The 19,102-nt window shown below is 31.0% G+C and carries 17 protein-coding genes; 2 read left to right on the top strand and 15 right to left on the bottom strand.

The genetic code is table 11. The features are described 5' to 3' along the window. Both HNP65_RS08480 and HNP65_RS08475 read left to right on the top strand, forming a co-directional pair. Complete coding sequence (locus HNP65_RS08480) at window positions 1–228, top strand: 4Fe-4S binding protein (protein WP_126993022.1); 228 nt, start codon at window positions 1–3, stop codon at window positions 226–228. Beyond that, the gene (locus tag HNP65_RS08475; protein WP_184619836.1) at window positions 221–1,381 is read left to right on the top strand and encodes a 2-oxoacid:acceptor oxidoreductase subunit alpha; all 1,161 of its coding nucleotides are present in this window, start codon (window positions 221–223) and stop codon (window positions 1,379–1,381) included. The genes HNP65_RS08480 and HNP65_RS08475 overlap by 8 nt, the downstream gene beginning before the upstream one ends. A 70-nt stretch (window positions 1,382–1,451) precedes the next feature. Here the strand turns inward: HNP65_RS08475 and hutU are convergent, their stop codons facing one another. The 15 genes from hutU to HNP65_RS08405 form a co-directional block, all read right to left on the bottom strand. Then, entirely contained in the window at window positions 1,452–3,101 is a 1,650-nt protein-coding gene (gene hutU / locus HNP65_RS08470) for a urocanate hydratase (RefSeq protein ID WP_184619835.1), read from the bottom strand. Window positions 3,102–3,120: 19 nt separating this feature from the next. Further along, the gene (locus tag HNP65_RS08465) at window positions 3,121–4,344 is read right to left on the bottom strand and encodes a M20 family metallo-hydrolase (RefSeq protein WP_184619834.1); all 1,224 of its coding nucleotides are present in this window, start codon (window positions 4,342–4,344) and stop codon (window positions 3,121–3,123) included. Further along, a complete protein-coding gene (locus HNP65_RS08460; protein WP_184619833.1) occupies window positions 4,341–4,892 on the bottom strand; it encodes an NUDIX hydrolase in 552 nt (183 codons plus the stop codon). Before HNP65_RS08460 ends, HNP65_RS08465 begins: the two co-directional genes overlap by 4 nt. A 15-nt stretch (window positions 4,893–4,907) precedes the next feature. Then, the gene (locus HNP65_RS08455; protein ID WP_184619832.1) at window positions 4,908–6,569 is read right to left on the bottom strand and encodes an outer membrane protein assembly factor BamB family protein; all 1,662 of its coding nucleotides are present in this window, start codon (window positions 6,567–6,569) and stop codon (window positions 4,908–4,910) included. Window position 6,570: 1 nt separating this feature from the next. Further along, on the bottom strand, window positions 6,571–7,740 hold the full coding sequence (locus tag HNP65_RS08450; RefSeq protein ID WP_184619831.1) for a class I SAM-dependent rRNA methyltransferase: 1,170 nt from the start codon (window positions 7,738–7,740) through the stop codon (window positions 6,571–6,573). A gap of 2 nt (window positions 7,741–7,742) precedes the next feature. Then, window positions 7,743–8,831 (bottom strand): iron-containing alcohol dehydrogenase family protein, encoded by a 1,089-nt coding sequence (locus HNP65_RS08445; protein WP_343043476.1) that lies wholly within the window; start codon window positions 8,829–8,831, stop codon window positions 7,743–7,745. After that, complete coding sequence (gcvPB, locus tag HNP65_RS08440; RefSeq protein WP_184619829.1) at window positions 8,828–10,270, bottom strand: aminomethyl-transferring glycine dehydrogenase subunit GcvPB; 1,443 nt, start codon at window positions 10,268–10,270, stop codon at window positions 8,828–8,830. Before gcvPB ends, HNP65_RS08445 begins: the two co-directional genes overlap by 4 nt. Window positions 10,271–10,289: 19 nt before the next feature. Next, window positions 10,290–11,609: an aminomethyl-transferring glycine dehydrogenase subunit GcvPA gene (gene gcvPA, locus HNP65_RS08435; RefSeq protein WP_184619828.1), complete on the bottom strand. Its 1,320-nt coding sequence runs from the start codon at window positions 11,607–11,609 to the stop codon at window positions 10,290–10,292. Window positions 11,610–11,630: 21 nt separating this feature from the next. Next, window positions 11,631–12,941: a glycine cleavage system aminomethyltransferase GcvT gene (gcvT, locus tag HNP65_RS08430; RefSeq protein WP_184619827.1), complete on the bottom strand. Its 1,311-nt coding sequence runs from the start codon at window positions 12,939–12,941 to the stop codon at window positions 11,631–11,633. A 117-nt stretch (window positions 12,942–13,058) separates the two neighbouring features. Continuing rightward, complete coding sequence (locus HNP65_RS08425; RefSeq protein WP_184619826.1) at window positions 13,059–14,351, bottom strand: nicotinate phosphoribosyltransferase; 1,293 nt, start codon at window positions 14,349–14,351, stop codon at window positions 13,059–13,061. Window positions 14,352–14,366: 15 nt separating this feature from the next. Then, entirely contained in the window at window positions 14,367–15,821 is a 1,455-nt protein-coding gene (gene lnt, locus HNP65_RS08420; protein WP_184619825.1) for an apolipoprotein N-acyltransferase, read from the bottom strand. Between the two features lie 11 nt (window positions 15,822–15,832). After that, the gene (locus HNP65_RS08415; protein ID WP_184619824.1) at window positions 15,833–16,966 is read right to left on the bottom strand and encodes a DegT/DnrJ/EryC1/StrS family aminotransferase; all 1,134 of its coding nucleotides are present in this window, start codon (window positions 16,964–16,966) and stop codon (window positions 15,833–15,835) included. A 235-nt stretch (window positions 16,967–17,201) separates the two neighbouring features. Next, window positions 17,202–17,567: an SGNH/GDSL hydrolase family protein gene (locus HNP65_RS09875; protein ID WP_246348245.1), complete on the bottom strand. Its 366-nt coding sequence runs from the start codon at window positions 17,565–17,567 to the stop codon at window positions 17,202–17,204. A gap of 5 nt (window positions 17,568–17,572) precedes the next feature. After that, the gene (locus HNP65_RS09870; protein WP_246348244.1) at window positions 17,573–17,845 is read right to left on the bottom strand and encodes an SGNH/GDSL hydrolase family protein; all 273 of its coding nucleotides are present in this window, start codon (window positions 17,843–17,845) and stop codon (window positions 17,573–17,575) included. Between the two features lie 92 nt (window positions 17,846–17,937). Beyond that, window positions 17,938–19,098 (bottom strand): aspartate aminotransferase family protein, encoded by a 1,161-nt coding sequence (locus tag HNP65_RS08405; RefSeq protein ID WP_184619823.1) that lies wholly within the window; start codon window positions 19,096–19,098, stop codon window positions 17,938–17,940. Window positions 19,099–19,102: the final 4 nt, after the last annotated feature.

Genomic DNA, 19,102 nt, shown 5'->3' with positions numbered 1-19,102 from the left:
ATGGCAAAAAGAAGCTTTAGAGTAGATATAAATTATGATTGGTGTAAAAGCTGTGGAATTTGTTATCATATGTGCCCAACAAAAACTATCAAGGAGGGAGAACTTAAAAGACCGGTAGTTGAAGATCATTCAACCTGTATTGGCTGTCTTATATGTGAAAATTTGTGTCCAGATTTTGCTATAAATATTGTAGATATAACTGAAAAAGTAGGTGAAAAAAATGGGTAAACTTGTTTTCTGGCAGGGAAACGAAGCTGCAGCCTATGGGGCTTTAAAGGCAGGATGTAGATTTTACGCAGGATATCCTATAACTCCATCTTCAGAAATTGCAGAAACTATGGCAAGAGAGCTTCCAAAAGTAAATGGTGTTTTTATACAAATGGAAGATGAAATTGGAAGTGCTGCTGCTATAATAGGTGCCTCTCTTGCTGGTGTAAAATCAATGACTGCAACAAGTGGACCGGGTTTTAGCTTAATGCAAGAAGCATTAGGATACGCAGTAATGACTGAAACGCCTTGCGTATTTGTAAATGTAATGAGGGGTGGGCCTTCAACAGGTTTACCAACTAAACCCGCTCAAGGCGATATAATGCAGGCAAGATGGGGAACTCACGGGGATCATGCCATAATAGCTTTGTATCCTTCAACTGTTGAAGAGGTATATAGATATATGATAGAAGCATTTAATTTAGCTGAAATATATAGAACTCCAGTAGTATTTTTAATGGATGAAACACTTGGTCATATGAGGGAAGCTTTTGAGTTGCCTGATTTAAAGAATGTTGAAATTGTAAATAGAATTTCTGAAAAAGATCTAGAGGAAGAAGAAATATTTGTCCCATATGTTGAAAGTGAATATGCAGAGCCAAAACCAACTGCGTTAGTTGAGATGGGAAAGACAAGATTCCATGTTTCTGGTCTCGTACACGATGAATCTGGTTTTCCAAATGCGGCATATGATACAGCAGAAAAGCTTATTAAAAGATTATCTAACAAAATAAAATTACATATTGATGAAATCTCAATATATGATGAATATTTAACAGAAGATGCAGAAGTTTTGGTAATTGCATATGGAATAGTTGCAAGAAGCGCAAAAGAAGCCGTGAAAATTGCAAGAAATGATAAAATGAGGGTAGGGTTGTTTAAACCAATAACAATATGGCCACTTCCAGTTCACGAACTTAGAAAAAGACTTTCAAAAGTCGAGGCAGTAATAATTCCAGAAATGAATTTGGGGCAATATGGAAGGGAAATTTTAAGGTTGGTAAAACCAGGAACGAAAGTTAAATTTATTAATAAAGTAGGTGGAGAATTAATTACCCCTGAAGAAATACTTGATGGAATTAATGAAATTCTAACAGAAGGATATGATTACTAGCAGTTAAACAAAAGTAATTAAAAAAATGGCTTTGGGTAAACCCCAAAGCCATTTTTTATAGTAAGAAGTTTTAGTCAAGCATTGGCATTCTTAAATTATGTTTTTTAGCAGTTTCGATTGCAATTTCATAGCCGGCATCAGCATGTCTTACAACACCCAAACCAACATCATTTGTCAAGACTCTTTCAAGTTTTTTGTGTGCAAGGTCTGTTCCATCTGCAACTATAACCATACCTGCGTGTAAGGAATAACCAATACCAACACCTCCACCGTGATGGAATGATACCCATGTTGCACCGCTTGCTACATTTAACATTGCATTTAGGATTGGCCAATCTGCAATTGCATCACTTCCATCTTTCATAGCCTCAGTTTCTCTATATGGACTTGCTACTGAGCCAGTATCATGGTGATCTCTTCCAATAACAATTGGTGCTTCTAATTCACCTTTTTTGACCATTTCATTAATTGCAAGTCCAAATTCTGCACGTTCTCCTTGACCAAGCCAGCAAATTCTTGCAGGTAGCCCTTGCCATTTTACTTTCTTTTGTGCAAGTTCTATCCATTTTCTTAGATGGTCATCATATGGGAATAGCTCGAGCACTTTCTTATCAGTTTTGTAAATATCTTCAGGATTTCCTGACAGAGCTGCCCATCTAAATGGTCCTTTTCCTTCGGCAAACAAATCTCTAATATATTCGGGTACATATCCTGGGATATTAAATGCATCTTTTACACCATGATCATATGCAAGTCTTCTAATATTATTACCGTACTCAAATACTTTTGCACCTTGTTTTTGCATTTCAAGGATTGCGTTAATGTGCTTTACAACGCTCTCATAAACTAATTCTAAGTATTTCTGAGGATTTTCTTTTCTCAATTTTAATGCTTCATCAAATGACATTCCAGCTGGAACGTATCCAGTTAGTGGATCATGCGCTGCAGTTTGGTCAGTAACTATATCAGGGATTATTCCTCTTTTGACAAGTTCAGGATGAACTTCTGCTGCATTTGCAAGAAGACCAACTGATAATGGTCTTTCTTCTTTAACTGCTTTTTGAACCATTTCGAGTGCTTCGTCTAAGTTGTCCGTCCAAGTATCTAGATATCCAGTATTAAGTCTTCTTTCAATCATTCTTTTGTCTATTTCAACAGCGAGTACAACACCATCATTTAATGTTACTGCAAGAGGTTGAGCTCCACCCATTTCGCCAAGTCCAGCAGTAAGTACCCATTTTCCTTTTAAAGTTTCACCAAAATATTTTTTAGCGACTGCATAAAAAGTTTCATATGTTCCCTGCAAAATACCTTGAGTTCCTATATATATCCAACTTCCAGCAGTCATTTGACCATACATAATAAGGCCTCTTTCTTCTAACTCTCTGAAATATTCCCAATTTGCCCATTTTGGTACCAAGTTTGAGTTTGCAATCAAGACACGAGGAGCCCATTCACTTGTTTTAAATACTGCAACAGGCTTTCCACTTTGTACAAGTAATGTTTCATCCATTTCCAAAGTTTTTAGTGTTTCCACTATTTTATCAAAGCATTGCCAGTTTCTTGCAGCTCTACCGGTCCCACCATACACGATTAAATTTGCTGGATCTCTTGCAACTTCTGGATCAAGGTTGTTCATAAGCATTCTCATTGGAGCTTCCGTTTGCCAACTTTTACACGATAATGTTGTCCCCCTAGGTGCTCTAATAATTCTTTCCATAGTTTTTCCCCCTTTTCTTTTATGAATTTGCAATTAAATAGGCATAGACCTTGGTATCTTCAATTAAGTTTTTAATTACGACATATTCATTAGGCTGATGGGCAGTTTCATCAATAGTAGCCCACACAGCAGCTGGTAAACCTTCATTTCTTAAAATTGCAGCACAAGTTCCACCACCAATTCCACCTACTCTTGGTGTTATATTTCTCATTTCTTTAATTGCATTTATTAATTTAACTACTATTTCTGAATTTTTATCAGTAGGAGGAGCCGCTTGTTCAAATTGGAGTTTTTCAATTTGGATTTTTACTCCATTTTCTTTTTCAAATTTTTTACCTAAACTTACAATGTTTTTAAAAATTTCCTCTAAGTTATATTGTGGTAATATCCTACAATCAAAATAGAAAATATCTGTACCAGGAATGGTATTTACATTTTCAACGTTGGATTCTTTTTTTGTGGGTTCAAATGAACTTTTTGGATAATCAAAAAGTAAATCTTCTTTGTTATAATTTGAATTTAAATATTCATCTAAAATTGTTAAAAATTTTGCTCCGTATCTGTGAGCATTTTTAGCAATATCAGGCCTTGAAGCATGAGCTTGTTTTCCGGAAACAATTACTTTAAACCAAAGTATTGATTTTTCAGCTATTTCAATAAATGAACCGTCAGGTTCCCCTGAATCAGGCACAATGAACAAATCATTTTTACTAAAGAGATTTTGTTTAACAAGATATTTAATACCATAATCAGAACCAGTTTCTTCATCAGAAACAAAAGCTAAAGCAATATTATCTTTTGGACGAATACCTAGATCCATTATTGTCTTCAAACCAAATAAAGATGCAATTAAAGAAGAACCATTATCTTCCGCGCCTCGCCCGTAAATTTTTCCATCTTTCTCTACAGGTGTAAAAGGATCATTTTTCCACAAACTTAAATCTCCAGCTGGTACTTTGTCCATATGTGTAATTATCCAAATTGTTCTTTTTCCAACTGTTCCATTATATCTTGCAACGATATTTGGCCTGAATCCATACGGAACAATATCATCTTTAGCATCATACCTTTCAATTGAATCAAAACCCCAGTCTTTTATTAAACTTTGAAGCCATTCAGCCATTTCTTTTTCACCTGGGCCTCCAGATCTTGGGTTCACTGAGTTGATTGAAATAAACTTTTTCATCGAATTTTTAATGTCTTCTTGAATTTCTTCAACTCTTTTGATAATCTTTTCTTTCATTGTTTTTCCCCCTTTTCATTTATTCTTTTATATGCTTCGTGTGCAATTAAAGCTGTCATTCCCCAGATAATATGATCATTATATTCAAAAAACATAACTTTGTATTTTCCACTTCTCCATTTATAATCCTTTCCATTTGGAATTAGATGAAATGAGAAAGAACTAGGAGGAATGATTTTTACTTTTAAGTCATATGTATACTTAGGTGATTTAAAAATTTCAATTGGCACTTCAATAGTTTTTTCGACTTCATATTTGTTTATATTTAAATTAGAGCTTTCTAAAATACCAATAAAGGGATGTATAATAATATTAAATGGAGTATAAACTGGAGGAAGATTTGAAATTATATTTGGTCGTACACCAATTTCTTCTACTGTTTCTCTTATTGCAGCACTTTTTGGGGTTTCTCCATATTCTATTTTCCCGCCAGGAAAAGCAATTTCCCCTGGTTGTACTCTAAGTAAATTTGATCTAATTTCTAATAAAAAATATTTTTTGTTAACTATAGGAACTACAACAGCATATTCTTCTGCACCTATAAACATTATTTGTCACCTCAGTTAGAAATTTACAGAAGATGAGTTTAAATGATTTTTGTAAATGCTGTACCAAGAATCACTTGGCATGTCATTTGTTGATAATGCATAAATATTTTTTCCAATTATAAATAGATTTCCAATATTGTCCATTACCAGAAACTTTGAGTTTTCAAAGAAGTTATTGTAGACTATATTATAATTTTTTAAATCAATTACATACAATTTACTACCGCTTGTTAAAACATATAGAAATTTATTTCCAATAATACCATCTTGAATATTATCATCAAGTGATAATATCAAGTTATCATTTTTGTATATATTATTTTCTTTAAATGTATATCTATTATTTAGTATGTCGAGCAATATGAAAGAATTTTCTGGGGGGATTTGAGGGTTTTCTAATGAAAAAGCTAAGTTTTTGACATTTCCAACAAACCTATCTTTTTTATTGTTTTTCCATAAATATCCCATACCATCTACAATGTAAACACTTCCTGATAATGAAACAAAAGGACCTGAAATGGGCCATTTTCCAACTTCATATTGGTTCAAAATTTTCCCATCTTTAATTTCATATAAGATTCCATCGTCAGATACCACATAAATTATTTGACCATCGAAAGCAGCTCCTAAAGTTAAATCAGAGTCAAGTTCTACTTTCCATATTAGATTTCCATTAAAATCAAATTGGTATAAATAATCATCCCAACAAGTAATTAATAGCCCATCATTATTTAGAGTAAGATGTCCAGTAACAATGAAAGGTAAAGTATAATTCCATGTAGTTTTCCCATCTTCGATTTTGAATATTTTCCCATTTGTCGCGGCAACGAAGAGAGTTCCATCTTTGGCAACGGGTTTTGATGTTATCTCTTGATCAAGGTTTATTTGCCATAGGAGCTTAACTTTATTAGTTGTAAAATTAATTTCATGATTTACATTAATAAAAGCAATTATTTTGAATGGATAAGTTGTAACATTAAAATCTTTTGTAATTAGGTAATTGCCTACTATTATATTTTCGCCATCGGTAATTATTTTATTGCCATTAACATTTTTGGAGAATATTAGTTTATTATTTTCATCGTAAAACTGTAATAAGTTATTTTTTAAAATAACATGATAACCGTTGTATACATAATCATCAGCTATATTGAATTTTTTTATGAATTTTGGAAATTTAGGATTTTCAATATCAAAAATTGATAAATCTGAAGAAGAAAAAACTGCAAGTTTTCCATTTATAATTCTAATTTTATGTATTTTTCCATTATTAGGGCTGAGCGACCATACAATTTTTCCGTTATCTAAAGCAACAACATTTCCCATATTTATACCAAATATAACGTTTTTATAAACAAAAGGATATTCAAGATTCGAAATGATTCTTATTAATTCAAGTTTTCCATTTTCAAATTTATATAATCTATTGTTAGATAAAAAATAACCTTCTCCAATGTAGATTGGAGATTCTATATAAATTTCTTTTTTTGTAAAAATATCAACTATAGAATCATTATAAATTGCATAAATTTTGTTGTCTAAAAAGCAAATATCTTTAAATTTTCCATCCAATATTTTATCCGTTGATTTATAAATCCCATCATCAGTAAGAAAATAAATTTGAGAAAATAAAAGTATTGTAAGAAAAACAAATAGTATAGATAATAGCTTTTTCATTTTACACACCTTTCATATTTTCAAGTTGTAAAAGTAAAAATTTAAGATATTTTGTTTCAAGAATATTTAATACATAAGGGTGATCATATGGTTGATCTCCACGAAAGAGCACTCTTGCTAATTTTCCAGCATCAACTGCTGCTGAAAATATAATATTTTTAAAATCTTCTTCTGTTATTACTTGAGTACAGGATGATGTTGCAAGTAGTCCATTATTTTTAAGTATTTTCATAGCTCTTAAATTTATCTCTTTATAACCTCTTTTTGCATTAGCTTTGCTATTCGCATTTTTTGCAAAAGCTGGTGGATCAATTGAGATAATATCAAATATTTTTGAATTGTTGTCATAAGATTTTAAAATGTCAAAGGCATTTCCGATTATAGTGTCGTAATTTTTAAAATTGTTTTTCTTAGCAGTAATATTTACCACTTCAATTGCTCTTTCAGAATAATCTAAAAACGTTACATGTTTTGCACCAAACTTTAGCATATGCATTCCAAAATTTCCAGTATAACAAAATGCGTCTAGGCATATGGCATCTTTTGAATAATTTTTTAGTGATAATGCATTGAATCTTTGATCTAAAAATGCCCCAGTTTTTTGTCCTAAAGTATCAGCAAAGAATAAAATATCATTTACTTTATAAGGTATTAATTCAGGCCCTGATTTATAGATCCAACCAACATGTTTTTGAAGTCCTTCTTTTACTCTTGATGTACTTTCTGATTTTTCAAATATTCCTTTTGGTGAAAAAGTATTTATCAAAATATCTAAAATTTCGTTTTTAAACTTTTCCATTCCAAGAGTGTTAATTTCAATTACTATATAATCTCCAAATTTGTCTGCTATGATTCCAGGTAAATTATCGGCTTCTGAAAAAATTATTCTAAAGCTTTTTTCTTTGGGATTTCTCCTAAATAATGCTTCTTTTATTCTTTTTTCAAAAAAACTTTTGTCTATTTCTTCATTTAATCTTGTTAAGATTCTAACCCTTATTTTAGAGTTAAAATTAATGTAACCTTTACCAACAAAATGCTTTTCATGGTTAAAGACACTAACAACCTCACCATTTTGAGGTGTTCCATCAATGTGTTCGATTTCATTTTCATAAATCCATGGATGTCCATTTTTAACTCTATTTTTAATGTTTTTCTTTAAATAAACTTTCATTATTACCCTCCAAATAAACCAGATTCATCAAAGAACCATTTATAAGCTTTTATAATTTTCTCTTTAGTATAATTTCCAGGTGTAACTTTTACATGAGAAGAATTTTTAACTCTTTCTGCCCATTTTTCAATTTCATTTTCACTAAATTCAAAATTTAATTTGATTTCTAGTTTTTTAAGAAAATCAAGGGTATTTCCCATGATTGCTTTAATCTCTTCGGCTTTATTTGAGCCTGAGTTTTCGATTTCAAAAGGTAGAAAAACTGCTGTGGCAAGACCATGTTTAATATTTTTGTCAGTTGTAAGAGAGTATCCCAATGAATGTGCTATTGTTGTTCCAGTAACACTTATAGCTACCCCTGCATACATTGATGCAAGCATTAAATTTTTTCTTAATGAATAGTCAGAAAGATTGTTAACGAGTTTTGGTAAATCTTGAGAAATGATTTCAATTGCTTTGAATGCATAAAGGTCGGAGAAAGAATTTGACTTCAGAGAAAGTGCAGACTCAATTGCATGTGACAAGGCGTCAAGACCCGTAGAAATTGTAAGTTCTTTTGACATGGTTAAAGTATATTTAGGCTCAAGAATTGACAATGTAGGGAATACTATTTCATGTTTAAATCCTTTTTTTACGTTATTGATAGTTAGTACAGAATATTGTGTTACCTCACTTCCTGTACCCGAGGTTGTTGGAATACAAATTATTTTAGATGCAGTTTTGTATTTATCTTGATCATAAAGATCCTCAATTGAAATATCGTTTTTACACAAGACAGCAATAGCCTTGGCGGTGTCCATTGGGCTACCGCCGCCAAGACCAACAATTACATCCCAATTTTTACCAAATTTCCTTATAATTTCTTCTATCATCTCTTTAGGAGGGTTTTCAAGTGTTTCGTCAAAAATTTCATATTTTTTGTTCAATTTTTCTAAGATATTTGTTAATTCCTCAAGACTTCCATTTTTTTTAGAGCTTTTTCCTGTTATTATTAAAAAGCTTTCACCTAACTTTTTTATTTCATCTATTGATTCATTGTAGTTGTCTTCGAAGAAAACCTTTGTTGGAAGAAAGAATCTCAATATTATCACTCCTCAAAATTGTATTTAAATACTGGTTTTCTTGAAGCACTTACATCGTCAAGACGTCTTACAGGAGTGTTATATGGTGCACCTTTTATGAGTTCAGGATTTTCACGTGCTTCGTTAAATATTTTTTCAAGTATTTGAGCAAATTTATCTAATGTATCTTTACTTTCAGTTTCAGTAGGTTCAATCATAAAGTCTTCATGGACAATTAATGGGAAATACATCGTTGGAGCGTGGATTCCGTAGTCTAATAATCTTTTAGCAATATCTAATGCTTTCACACCGGTCTCTTTTGTTAATTTTTCACACGTAGATACAAATTCGTGCATACATATACCTGGATATGCAATATCCATTATTTTGCTTACTTTAACTCTCAAATAGTTGGCGTTTAAAACAGCCATTTCTCCAACCCTTTTTAATCCATCTTTTCCCATTGTTTTAATATATGTATATGCTCTAACCATGACCGAGAAATTTCCAAAATAGCTTCTTATAAATCCTATGCTTTCAGGTTTATTATAATTTAATGTGTATTTATCTTCAGTTTTAACTATTTCTGGAATTGGTAAGAACTTAGCAAGGTGTTTTTTTACACCAACTGGTCCGCTTCCAGGTCCTCCCATTCCGTGAGGAGTGCTAAATGTTTTATGAAGATTTAGGTGGACAATATCGAATCCCATATCTCCAGGTCTTGTTCTTCCCAAAATTGCATTTAAATTTGCTCCATCATAATAGAGAAGAGCACCTTTTTCGTGTGCCATTTGTGCAATTTTTAATATATCTTTTTCAAATAATCCAAGAGTATTTGGGTTTGTAAGCATGATTACTGCAACAGTCTCATCTAAAACTTTTTCAAGTTCATTTAAGTCAACTCTTCCATCTGGTCCTGATTTTAGTTCAATTACATCAAATCCAGCCATTCTAGCTGAAGCTGGGTTTGTTCCATGAGCACTGTCAGGTACAATTACCTTTGTTCTTTTGGTATCACCACGACTTAAGTGATAGGCTCTTGATATTAACATTCCAGTTAACTCACCATGAGCACCTGCAGATGGTATTAACGTCATATCATCCATTCCAGTAATCTCACAGAGCATTTCTTTGAGATCATACATTAACTTTAAAGCACCTTGAACAGTTTCATGAGGCTGAAATGGATGAATCATACTAAATTCTTCAAATGAAGCTACTTTCTCATTTACTTTTGGATTGTATTTCATTGTACATGAACCAAGTGGGTAAAAACCAACGTCAACTGAATAATTTTTTGTAGAAAGATTGGTATAATGTCTTACAACGTCAACTTCGCTAACTTGAGGAAGTCTTGGCAAAGATTTTCTTAAAAGATGTTCTGGGAGATTTATTTCGAAATCTTTTATATTGTTGTCAGGTAACTGAAAACCTATTCTTCCTTCTTTGGAGATTTCAAAAATTGTCATTTATTTCCCTCCAATCTTATTAAAAATGTTTTAATAGCTCATCAATGCTTTCTTTTGTGTTTACTTCAGTACAGCATGCAAGAGCAGAATTTTTAAAGTTTGGCATTGCCTTTTCTAATGGCAGAGGACCAAGAATTCCTTCATTGGCCATTGTTTTCCATTTCTCATAATAGTTTTCTCCTGCATTAAATACAAATTCGTTAAAGAAAGGTCCATTAAATGTCAAATTGTAACCTTTTTCAACTAATTTTTCTGCAAGATAATGAGTAGCGTTATAAGACATTCTTGCTACTTTTCTAAGTCCTTCAGGTCCTATAACAGACATATAAATTGCATTTTTAAGAGCCATTAATGCATGATTGGAACAAATGTTTGAAGTTGCTTTAGCTCTTCTAATATGTTGTTCTCTGGTTTGTAAAATCATAACGTAACCTTTTTTTCCATCAACGTCTTTTGTTTCGCCAATTATTCTTCCAGGCATCTTTCTTACGTGTTTTGCTAAAGTTGTGAAGAAACCTATTCCAGGTCCGCCGTAATTTGGTGTTATTCCAAGAGATTGACCTTCACCAACAACAATGTCAGCACCAAATTTACCAGGAGCTTCCAAGATTGAAAGCGCTATTGGTTCACTTACTACTATATAAACCACATTGTCTGGAAGTATTTCTTTAATCTGTTTTAAATCTTCTACAATTCCAAAAAAGTTAGGATAACCAACTACAACAGCCGAGGTGTTATCGTCAATCTTAGATTTTAGATCTTCTAGATCTATTGTTCCACTTTCGGTCCATTTAACAGTTTCAATTTCAATATTTTGGGGAGTACAATATGTTTTGCTTGTAGCCAAAAATTCAGGGTTTATAGAACCAGCGGCAAGAATTTTTGTTTTATTATTAATTCTAACAGCCATTAACATTGCTTCAGCAAGGGCAGTTGCTCCGTCATACATTGAAGAATTTGCTACATCCATTCCAGTAAGTTCACACATCATTGTTTGATATTCAAATAAAGCTTGCAAGGTTCCTTGGGATACTTCAGCTTGATAAGGTGTATATGCAGTAACGAAATTTTGGTTATTGGATAATGTTTCAACTACAGTTGGAATGTAATGAAAATATATTCCAGCACCTGCAAAAACCTTTTCTGGTTCAAAGACTTTGTTGAGTTTACTTAATGATTTAATTTCTTTTAAAACTGAAAATTCATCTTTTCCGTTTTCAAGATTGTATTCTTCAATTGTTTTTGGAACATCCATATATAAATCTTCTATAGAATTAATACCTATTTCTTTTAACATTTCTTTTATTTCTTCTTCAGTATGTGGAATATATCTATGCATATTCACTCATCCTTTCTTTTATTATTTTTTCTTTTTTGATCTTACACTTCCCCTATAAAATGGCATTTTAACTATTTCAGCTTTAACCAATTTGTTTCTAATTTCTATTTCAATTGTATCTCCTGACTTATAACCAGTTTCTATTAATGCCATACCAATTGATTCATTTAACGTAGGTGAAAAGGTGCCACTTGTAACTATACCAATTTCCTTTCCATCTTTGAAAACCTTGTAACCGTGTCTTGCTATTCCCTTATCTATTAATTTGAAACCTTTTAATCTTCTTTTTAAACCTTCTTCAAGTTGCTTTTCTAAAGCAGCTTTTCCGACAAATTCTTTGTCAAATTTTACGGCCCATTTTATACCTGCTTCTAGTGGTGTTACTGTTTCATCCATGTCATTGCCATATAGTAGTAGTGAAGCTTCAAGCCTCAAAGTATCTCTTGCGCCAAGTCCTGCGGGTTTAACACCTAAATTAAGTAATTCTTCCCATATTTTTACTATTCCATCTTTATCAGTAGTATAAATTTCAAAACCATCTTCTCCTGTATAACCTGTTCTAGATATTAAAGCTTTAACATCTTTTACTTTTCCAAAAGCAAATGTATAGTATCCTATACTTTCTAAATCTATATCAGTCAATTTTTGCAAAGTCTTTTGTGCATTTGGGCCTTGTATTGCTATAAGCGCATAGTCATCTGATTTATTTTCTAACTTGATATCAAAGTTTAATGCTACTTTTTTCATCCATTCAAAGTCTTTTTCAATATTTGCAGCATTTATAACAAGGAAAGCTTTTTCGTCTGAGATTTTATAAGCAAGCAAATCGTCTATGAAGCCTCCATTTTCATTACACATCGCTGTATAAACAATTTCACCATTTGAGAGATTTTTAAAATCATTGGTAATTAAATAATTAACAAAATTAGTTGAATCTTTTCCTTCAACTGATACTTGTCCCATGTGAGAAACATCAAACATACCAACATCTTTTCTTACAGCAATTACTTCATCTTTAATCCCAGTATATTGAATAGGCATTTGAAAACCTGCAAAATCAACCATCTTGGCCCCTAACTTTACATGCTGCTCATACAATGGTGTATATTTCATATATAATTCCTCCTTTTTAAAAGAATTAAGCAAATTATTTGCTTCATCAAAAAGATCTTTAGGTACATAAATTTCAAAAAAAGAAGTTGAACCAAAGTAAGCTTTGGGAAATGGTTCATCAACTGATTTTATGACACAATCGATATTGTTTGTTTTTAGCATTCCTTCAATTAACTTTGCGTTTATTTCTCCATCAACTTCTAAAAGTTTTTTCCACACAATTTCATCTCCATTCATATTCTAACACCAGAATTTAAACTGTTAAAATTCAGTTATGAACAATAAAATGCAATTATTAAAAATATTTATGTTCATTCTTTGTCGTGTTAATTTATGTTAATTCTCCCAAAACCTTTTTGGAACTATACTTAGATGGGAATTATCTTTTTTATAACGCCCAACTTTTGCGCAAGGTTTTCCATTAACCTCAACTATATCTGCTGTTACATCAATCTTTTTCTTTAATAATTTTGAGCCAACACCATATACATCGGCAGGAACTTGTAACTTTTCAAAAAGTCTTATTTTTTCTTCGTCAAAACCACCAGAAACTACAATTTTCAAATCCTTTAGTCCAACTTTATCAAATTCTTGTCTTGCACGCCAGACAAGTTCTGGGCAAACCCCAAAAGAACTTTCATCTTTTGGAACTACGGATTTATCTCTTAAATTTCCTGAAGTATCAAATCTTACACCCCAAATTTTATTTTTACCTTCTCCAATAATGATAGATGGATCTGTCTGACCTAAAATGAATTTTTTCCCCGTGACATATTCATAAAAGCTTTTTACTACTTTAAAAGTTGTGTTTATTACATCGTTGTCCCAATCTACTAGGAAAATTCTATTTACATGTTCTGGCATATATTTATCAAAAGCAATTGATGCAATATCTGTTTGTCCGTTATAAGCGGCAATTAAGGCGTGAGGGATTGTTCCCATAGATTCAATACCCCAATAGTCAGCATTTGCATCTGTAGAAACACCGAAAGCTCCAGCTTTTAGTGCAGCATAGCCATCAGTGGCTTGAACCCAGTAATGGTCAAAGCGTGCACTAAAAAATAGGATTGGCTTTCCATTAGCAGCATTTACGACTCTTTTTACTGCGGTTGCTGTACTTGAAGCTCTTGCAATAACACCTAGCAATACAGTTTCAAGATAGCCAAAATATGTAGGATCACCTTCTATTGTTAAAATAGGCGTCCCTTCTTTCACATCATCTCCATCATATGCTGCTCTTACTTCAATTTCATCCCACTTATCTACCCAGAGATCGTTTAGTTTTAATCTAAGCTGCCATTTGTTTTCAGTTAATTTAACTATTTCATTTATATCTCCTTCAATACTAAGACTTTGCATCTTTTTATCTATTTCAAGCATTTTTGAGAATAATTCTCTTGCTTTATCTTCATCTTTATAGTATCCAGTACAGAACTTTAATATTGCAAGTGCTTCATCAATACCACATATAGTTGCATCTTGGCGTGGAAAGAATTGGTAGTAAACTCTTGGATGGTGGTTATCTTGTTTTAAAATTTCAACATACCTTGTAAAATACTTATCAGAATAATATCCCATTCTTATTTTATCAATTGGTAATTTAAATACCTTTGGATGAAGTCTAGTCATAATCTTCCTCCTTTTTTATATCCTATTTTTTCTTATGTCTTTATAAAGTAATGGAATTAATAAAGTTAAAAGTATTGAGAGTATAGAAAACCAATCACCGAATTTTTGATAAAATGTTCTTGTGTTTTTTACACTTATGTTTAAAATTCCAGTTGTTTGATTTCTAAGTGGAAGGATTTTTTGAATTCTTCCAAAATTATCAACTACACCACTTATACCTGTGTTTGAAACCTGTACTACATATCTTTGATTTTCTATTGCTCTAAAAACAATTTTTGAAAAATGTTGCCATAAAGCAGTATCATGCTTATACCAACCGTCATTTGTAATAACAAACAAAACTTTTGCCCCATTATTTGAAAGATTTCTTGAAATTTCAGGGAAATAGCTTTCAAAACAAATTTGAATACCAAATTCAGGGAATCCATCGATTTTAAATGTTTTGAATTCATCTCCTGGAGTAAAATAAGCTACTCCTTTTAAGAATTCAAACTTTTTAAAGAATTTTTCATAGGGTAAGAACTCAACAAATGGAAAAAGTTTTATTTTATCGTACTTACCTACTAGATTTCCGTTGGCATAAACTAAAGCACTATTTTTAGGTTGTAAGTCATAAGTTGGAAAACCTAAAATAATAGGTTTTCTTTTGCTTATATTTTTTAATTTTTCTTCAAGCTGAGAATTTCTGATATCCTCAGTTGCAAAAACTGCCTCTGGCAAGATATGAAGGTAGTTATTGGGGGTATTAGCAATTAAATTTTCAATGTTGTACATAATTTTTTCGATTTTTGATGTGTATTTTACTTGTTGTTCGTAGTTTGTTTGAACTGCAACTATTGGAACATTAGCGCTATTAAGTGGAAGGTTAGTTGAAACTATCCAATTTGCAAGATATATAAAGCTAATTGTAATTATAATTACTTGTATTTTTGACTTTTTAATGTAGAGTATGTAATTAATGAATACTATTAAAAACACTATTCCAAGGGTTCCTGTAATTGATGCAATTTGAATAATACCAATATCTTTATATAATGCATCGGAAAGTCGAATACCAGTAAACCCTAGTTCACCAATTCCGCGTAAAAACTCTGAAAATGTAAATGCAGAAGATACAAATAGAGCTTTTGGAATATCGCCTTTTATTCTGTCTATAAAATAACTATATAATGCGCCAAATAATAGAAAAGGAATAGCTTCAACTAGACATAAAAGCAAATATACAAAGAAACCAGTTACAGAAGAAAATTTTCCAAAAAATTCTGGAAGATTTTTTGTAAGAATTGGAATTACCCAATACATTGAGATAAAAATCAATAAGTATTCATATAAAAATGCATACAAAAATGAAAGTTTCCTATTTTCCATTGATTTAAATAAAAATATTAGTGAAAACCAAACAATACCGCCCCATAAAAAGCCTGGCATTGAAAGTGCTGTAAGAATTGATGAGATTATTGCAAAAATCATAACTATCCCACCTATGAGAATAATTCAATAGATTTTTTTAGATAATAAGCAACTTTATCTTGATCTTCCTTTTTTAGATCTGTGTAAAATGGAATTGCAAGTGTTCTTTTCGAAAGTTCTTCTGTTACAGGTAACATACCTTCTTTGTATCCCAAATTTCTGTATAATGGTTGAAGATGTACTGGAGAAAAGTAGTTTCTGGATTCTATGCCATTTTCACTTAAATAGTTTATAACCTTATTTATATCAACACCTTCAGGCAATTTTACAACGTAAACAAACCAAGACATTTTTGTAACATAGTCTTTTATAGTTGGAGTTTCAACAAAATCTAAAATTTTGTTATAATACATTGCAACTTTATTCCTTTTTTCAATAATATAGTCAATTTTTTTCATTTGTGAATATCCAAGAGCAGCAGACATTTCATCTAACCTATAGTTATAACCAATTATTTCATGAGATAGCCAGCCATTGTTTGTTCTTCCTTGATTACGCATAGCTCTGGAAAGATGAGCTATTTTTTCGTCGTTGGTTACTATTATTCCACCTTCACCAGTGGTTATTTGCTTGTTAGGATAAAAAGCGAAAGCACCAGCTTTACCAAAAGTGCCACATTTTTTTCCTTTATATTCACTTCCCAAAGCCTCACATGAGTCTTCAATGATTTGAATGTTATATTTTTCCGCAATTTTTATAATTTTTTCCCAATTTAATGGATGCCCAAATATATCTACGGCCATTAAAAACTTTACTTTTTTAGGATCATATTTTGTTTTACCTGAATGTACCATTTCCATGAATTCTTCTATAGCATCTGGATCTATATTACCTGTATCTTTTTCAATATCTATAAATACTGGAACGCCTTTTTCAAAAAGTGCAACATTTGCAGAGGCAATAAAAGTAAATGAAGGAACTAATATTATATCGTCTTCTTGAAAAGATAATGATTTTAGTATCAAATGTAGTGCTGAAGTTCCGCTATTGACAGCAATAGCATATTTTACTCCGATATATTTTGCTACTATATCTTCGAATTTTTCTAGGTAAGGACCTAACGCTAATCTACCACTTTTTAAAACGTTTAAAACCTCATCAATATCTTCTTTTGAAATCGAAGCATTTGAAAGTGGTATTTTCATCTAATTCCCCCTAATTATTGAGTTTTAATTCACTAATAAGTATAACACAGTTATTAGAAAATTTGCAGGTATTAACTTTTTTAGAAAGATAAACTAAAATAACTTATATTTTAGTCAATGGATAAATTTAGTGGTTTATGGAGGAAACATAGATAAGTCAGGCAGTTTAATAATAATAAATTAGCAGATTTAGTTGCGTTGATAAGAAAAAGTCTTTTTTGTTTTTATTTTTATATCATTTGCTAGAAATTTTTTCTTTTATTAATTCTGCTAACTTTCTTGCAGAATGATCATTAAGATGTACACCATCAATTGTTGGAACAAGATTTCTTTTTTTGCTGACAATGTTTGAAATTTTTGGAGATCTAACAAAAATAAAATCAAGTACCATCTTAAACGGCTTTTTAGGAATAAAATATTTGTTTGTATTAGTTTTTAATTGAGATTTTTTCCAGAAATTGAAGTCAACTAATTTAAACGAGTAATCTTTACATAATTTATGTATTATTTTATTGTATTCATCAACTTTTTTGTTTAACTCATTATTTAAATCTTCTCCTATACATGGTATATTTATGACTAAGACGTTTTTATCTACCAATAGTTCTAATAAGTTTTTATAGTTTTTTTTTCAAATTCTTCTATGTTTTTTGAGGGAATTCTTCCTGAAGCAATAATCTTTTTAACTGTTTTTTGCCATTCTGGTGAGTAGTTATATAAGAATGGCAAAAGTATATCATTAGTTCCAATTTCGATTATGATATTTTCTACAGCTTGACTATTTAGAAAATTTTTAAGCCTATTGTATAGACCAAGAGTAGTATCCCCGCCTTTTCCATAATTAAGAAATTCTTTTCCTAAATATTTTACGTATGACACTCCTGGTATTCCTTTCTGTTAAACTGTCTCCAAAACAGTAGTACATATTTTCAACATATTCATTATTTATATAATTCTATTTTAACATGATTTTAACATGAATTAAGTTTTTTAATTACTTTTTCAAGTCTGTATAGCATTTCATCTATTTCATGATGCGTAATATTAAGTGCTGGAAGTAATCTAATAGTATTACCTTTTACAACATTTAGTAGTATTTTTTCGTTTAAACCATATTCAATGATTTTTTCTGAATAATTGTTATTATTAATTTCAATACCTAGCATTAAACCAATACCTTTAATCTCTTTAATTATTGGATAATTTTTCTTTAAAGTTAATAATTTATTTTTTAGGTAGCTTGATTTTTCTTTCACACTATCTAAAAATGTTTTTGTTATTCTATTGATAACAGTTTTTCCTGCAGCAAGAGAAACAGGATTTGGTGCAAAAGTTGAACCATGATCACCAACAGAAAAAACATCCTTATATTTCCCTGTAAATATAGCGGCAGATAGTGGTAAGCCGCCGCCAAGTGATTTTGCGACTGTCACAATATCAGAATTAAGATTAAAATTTTGATATGAGTAAAATTCTCCAGTTCTTCCTAAACCAGCTTGAACTTCGTCTGCAATGATAATGTAATCATAAATATCTTTATACTTATTTATTACATCTACAAAATCTTTGTTGACGGTATCAAGGCCACCACTTCCATGTACACATTCGACAAAAATTGCTGATATTTTCTTACCTTTTTTCTCAATAAAATTTTCAAGTTTTTTTGAATCATTAAATGGTAAGAATGCAATATTTGAAAGTAATGGTTCAAATTGCTCTCTTAAATTTAGAAATCCAGTTATAGAAAGAGAACCAATAGACCTTCCATGAAAATTATTTTCAAATGAAATAATAATTCCTTTTTTTAATTTCTTTATAGCTTTCAAAGCTGCTTCGTTTGCTTCTGCTCCAGAGTTTGCAAAAAATACAGTACCATCTTTTTTAGTTTCTTCTACAAGTCTTTTTGCTAGAATAATTGCATTTTCATCGATAAAAAAGTTTGAAATGTGCGTATATTTTTTTATTTGCATTGAAATTGCTTCATTAATTTCTTCATCGCAATGCCCAAATGAAAGAACTCCTATTCCAGAAAATGTGTCAAGGTATTTTTCACCACTTTCATCATAAATCCATATACCTTTAGCATTTTTAACTTTTATTGGTAATCTTTTGTAAGTGTTTGAAATAAACATATTT

This window comes from Thermosipho japonicus (genome assembly GCF_014201655.1).
In the GTDB taxonomy this organism is placed as follows: Bacteria; Thermotogota; Thermotogae; order Thermotogales; family Fervidobacteriaceae; genus Thermosipho; species Thermosipho japonicus.
This window is presented reverse-complemented; position numbering and strand designations above follow the sequence as displayed.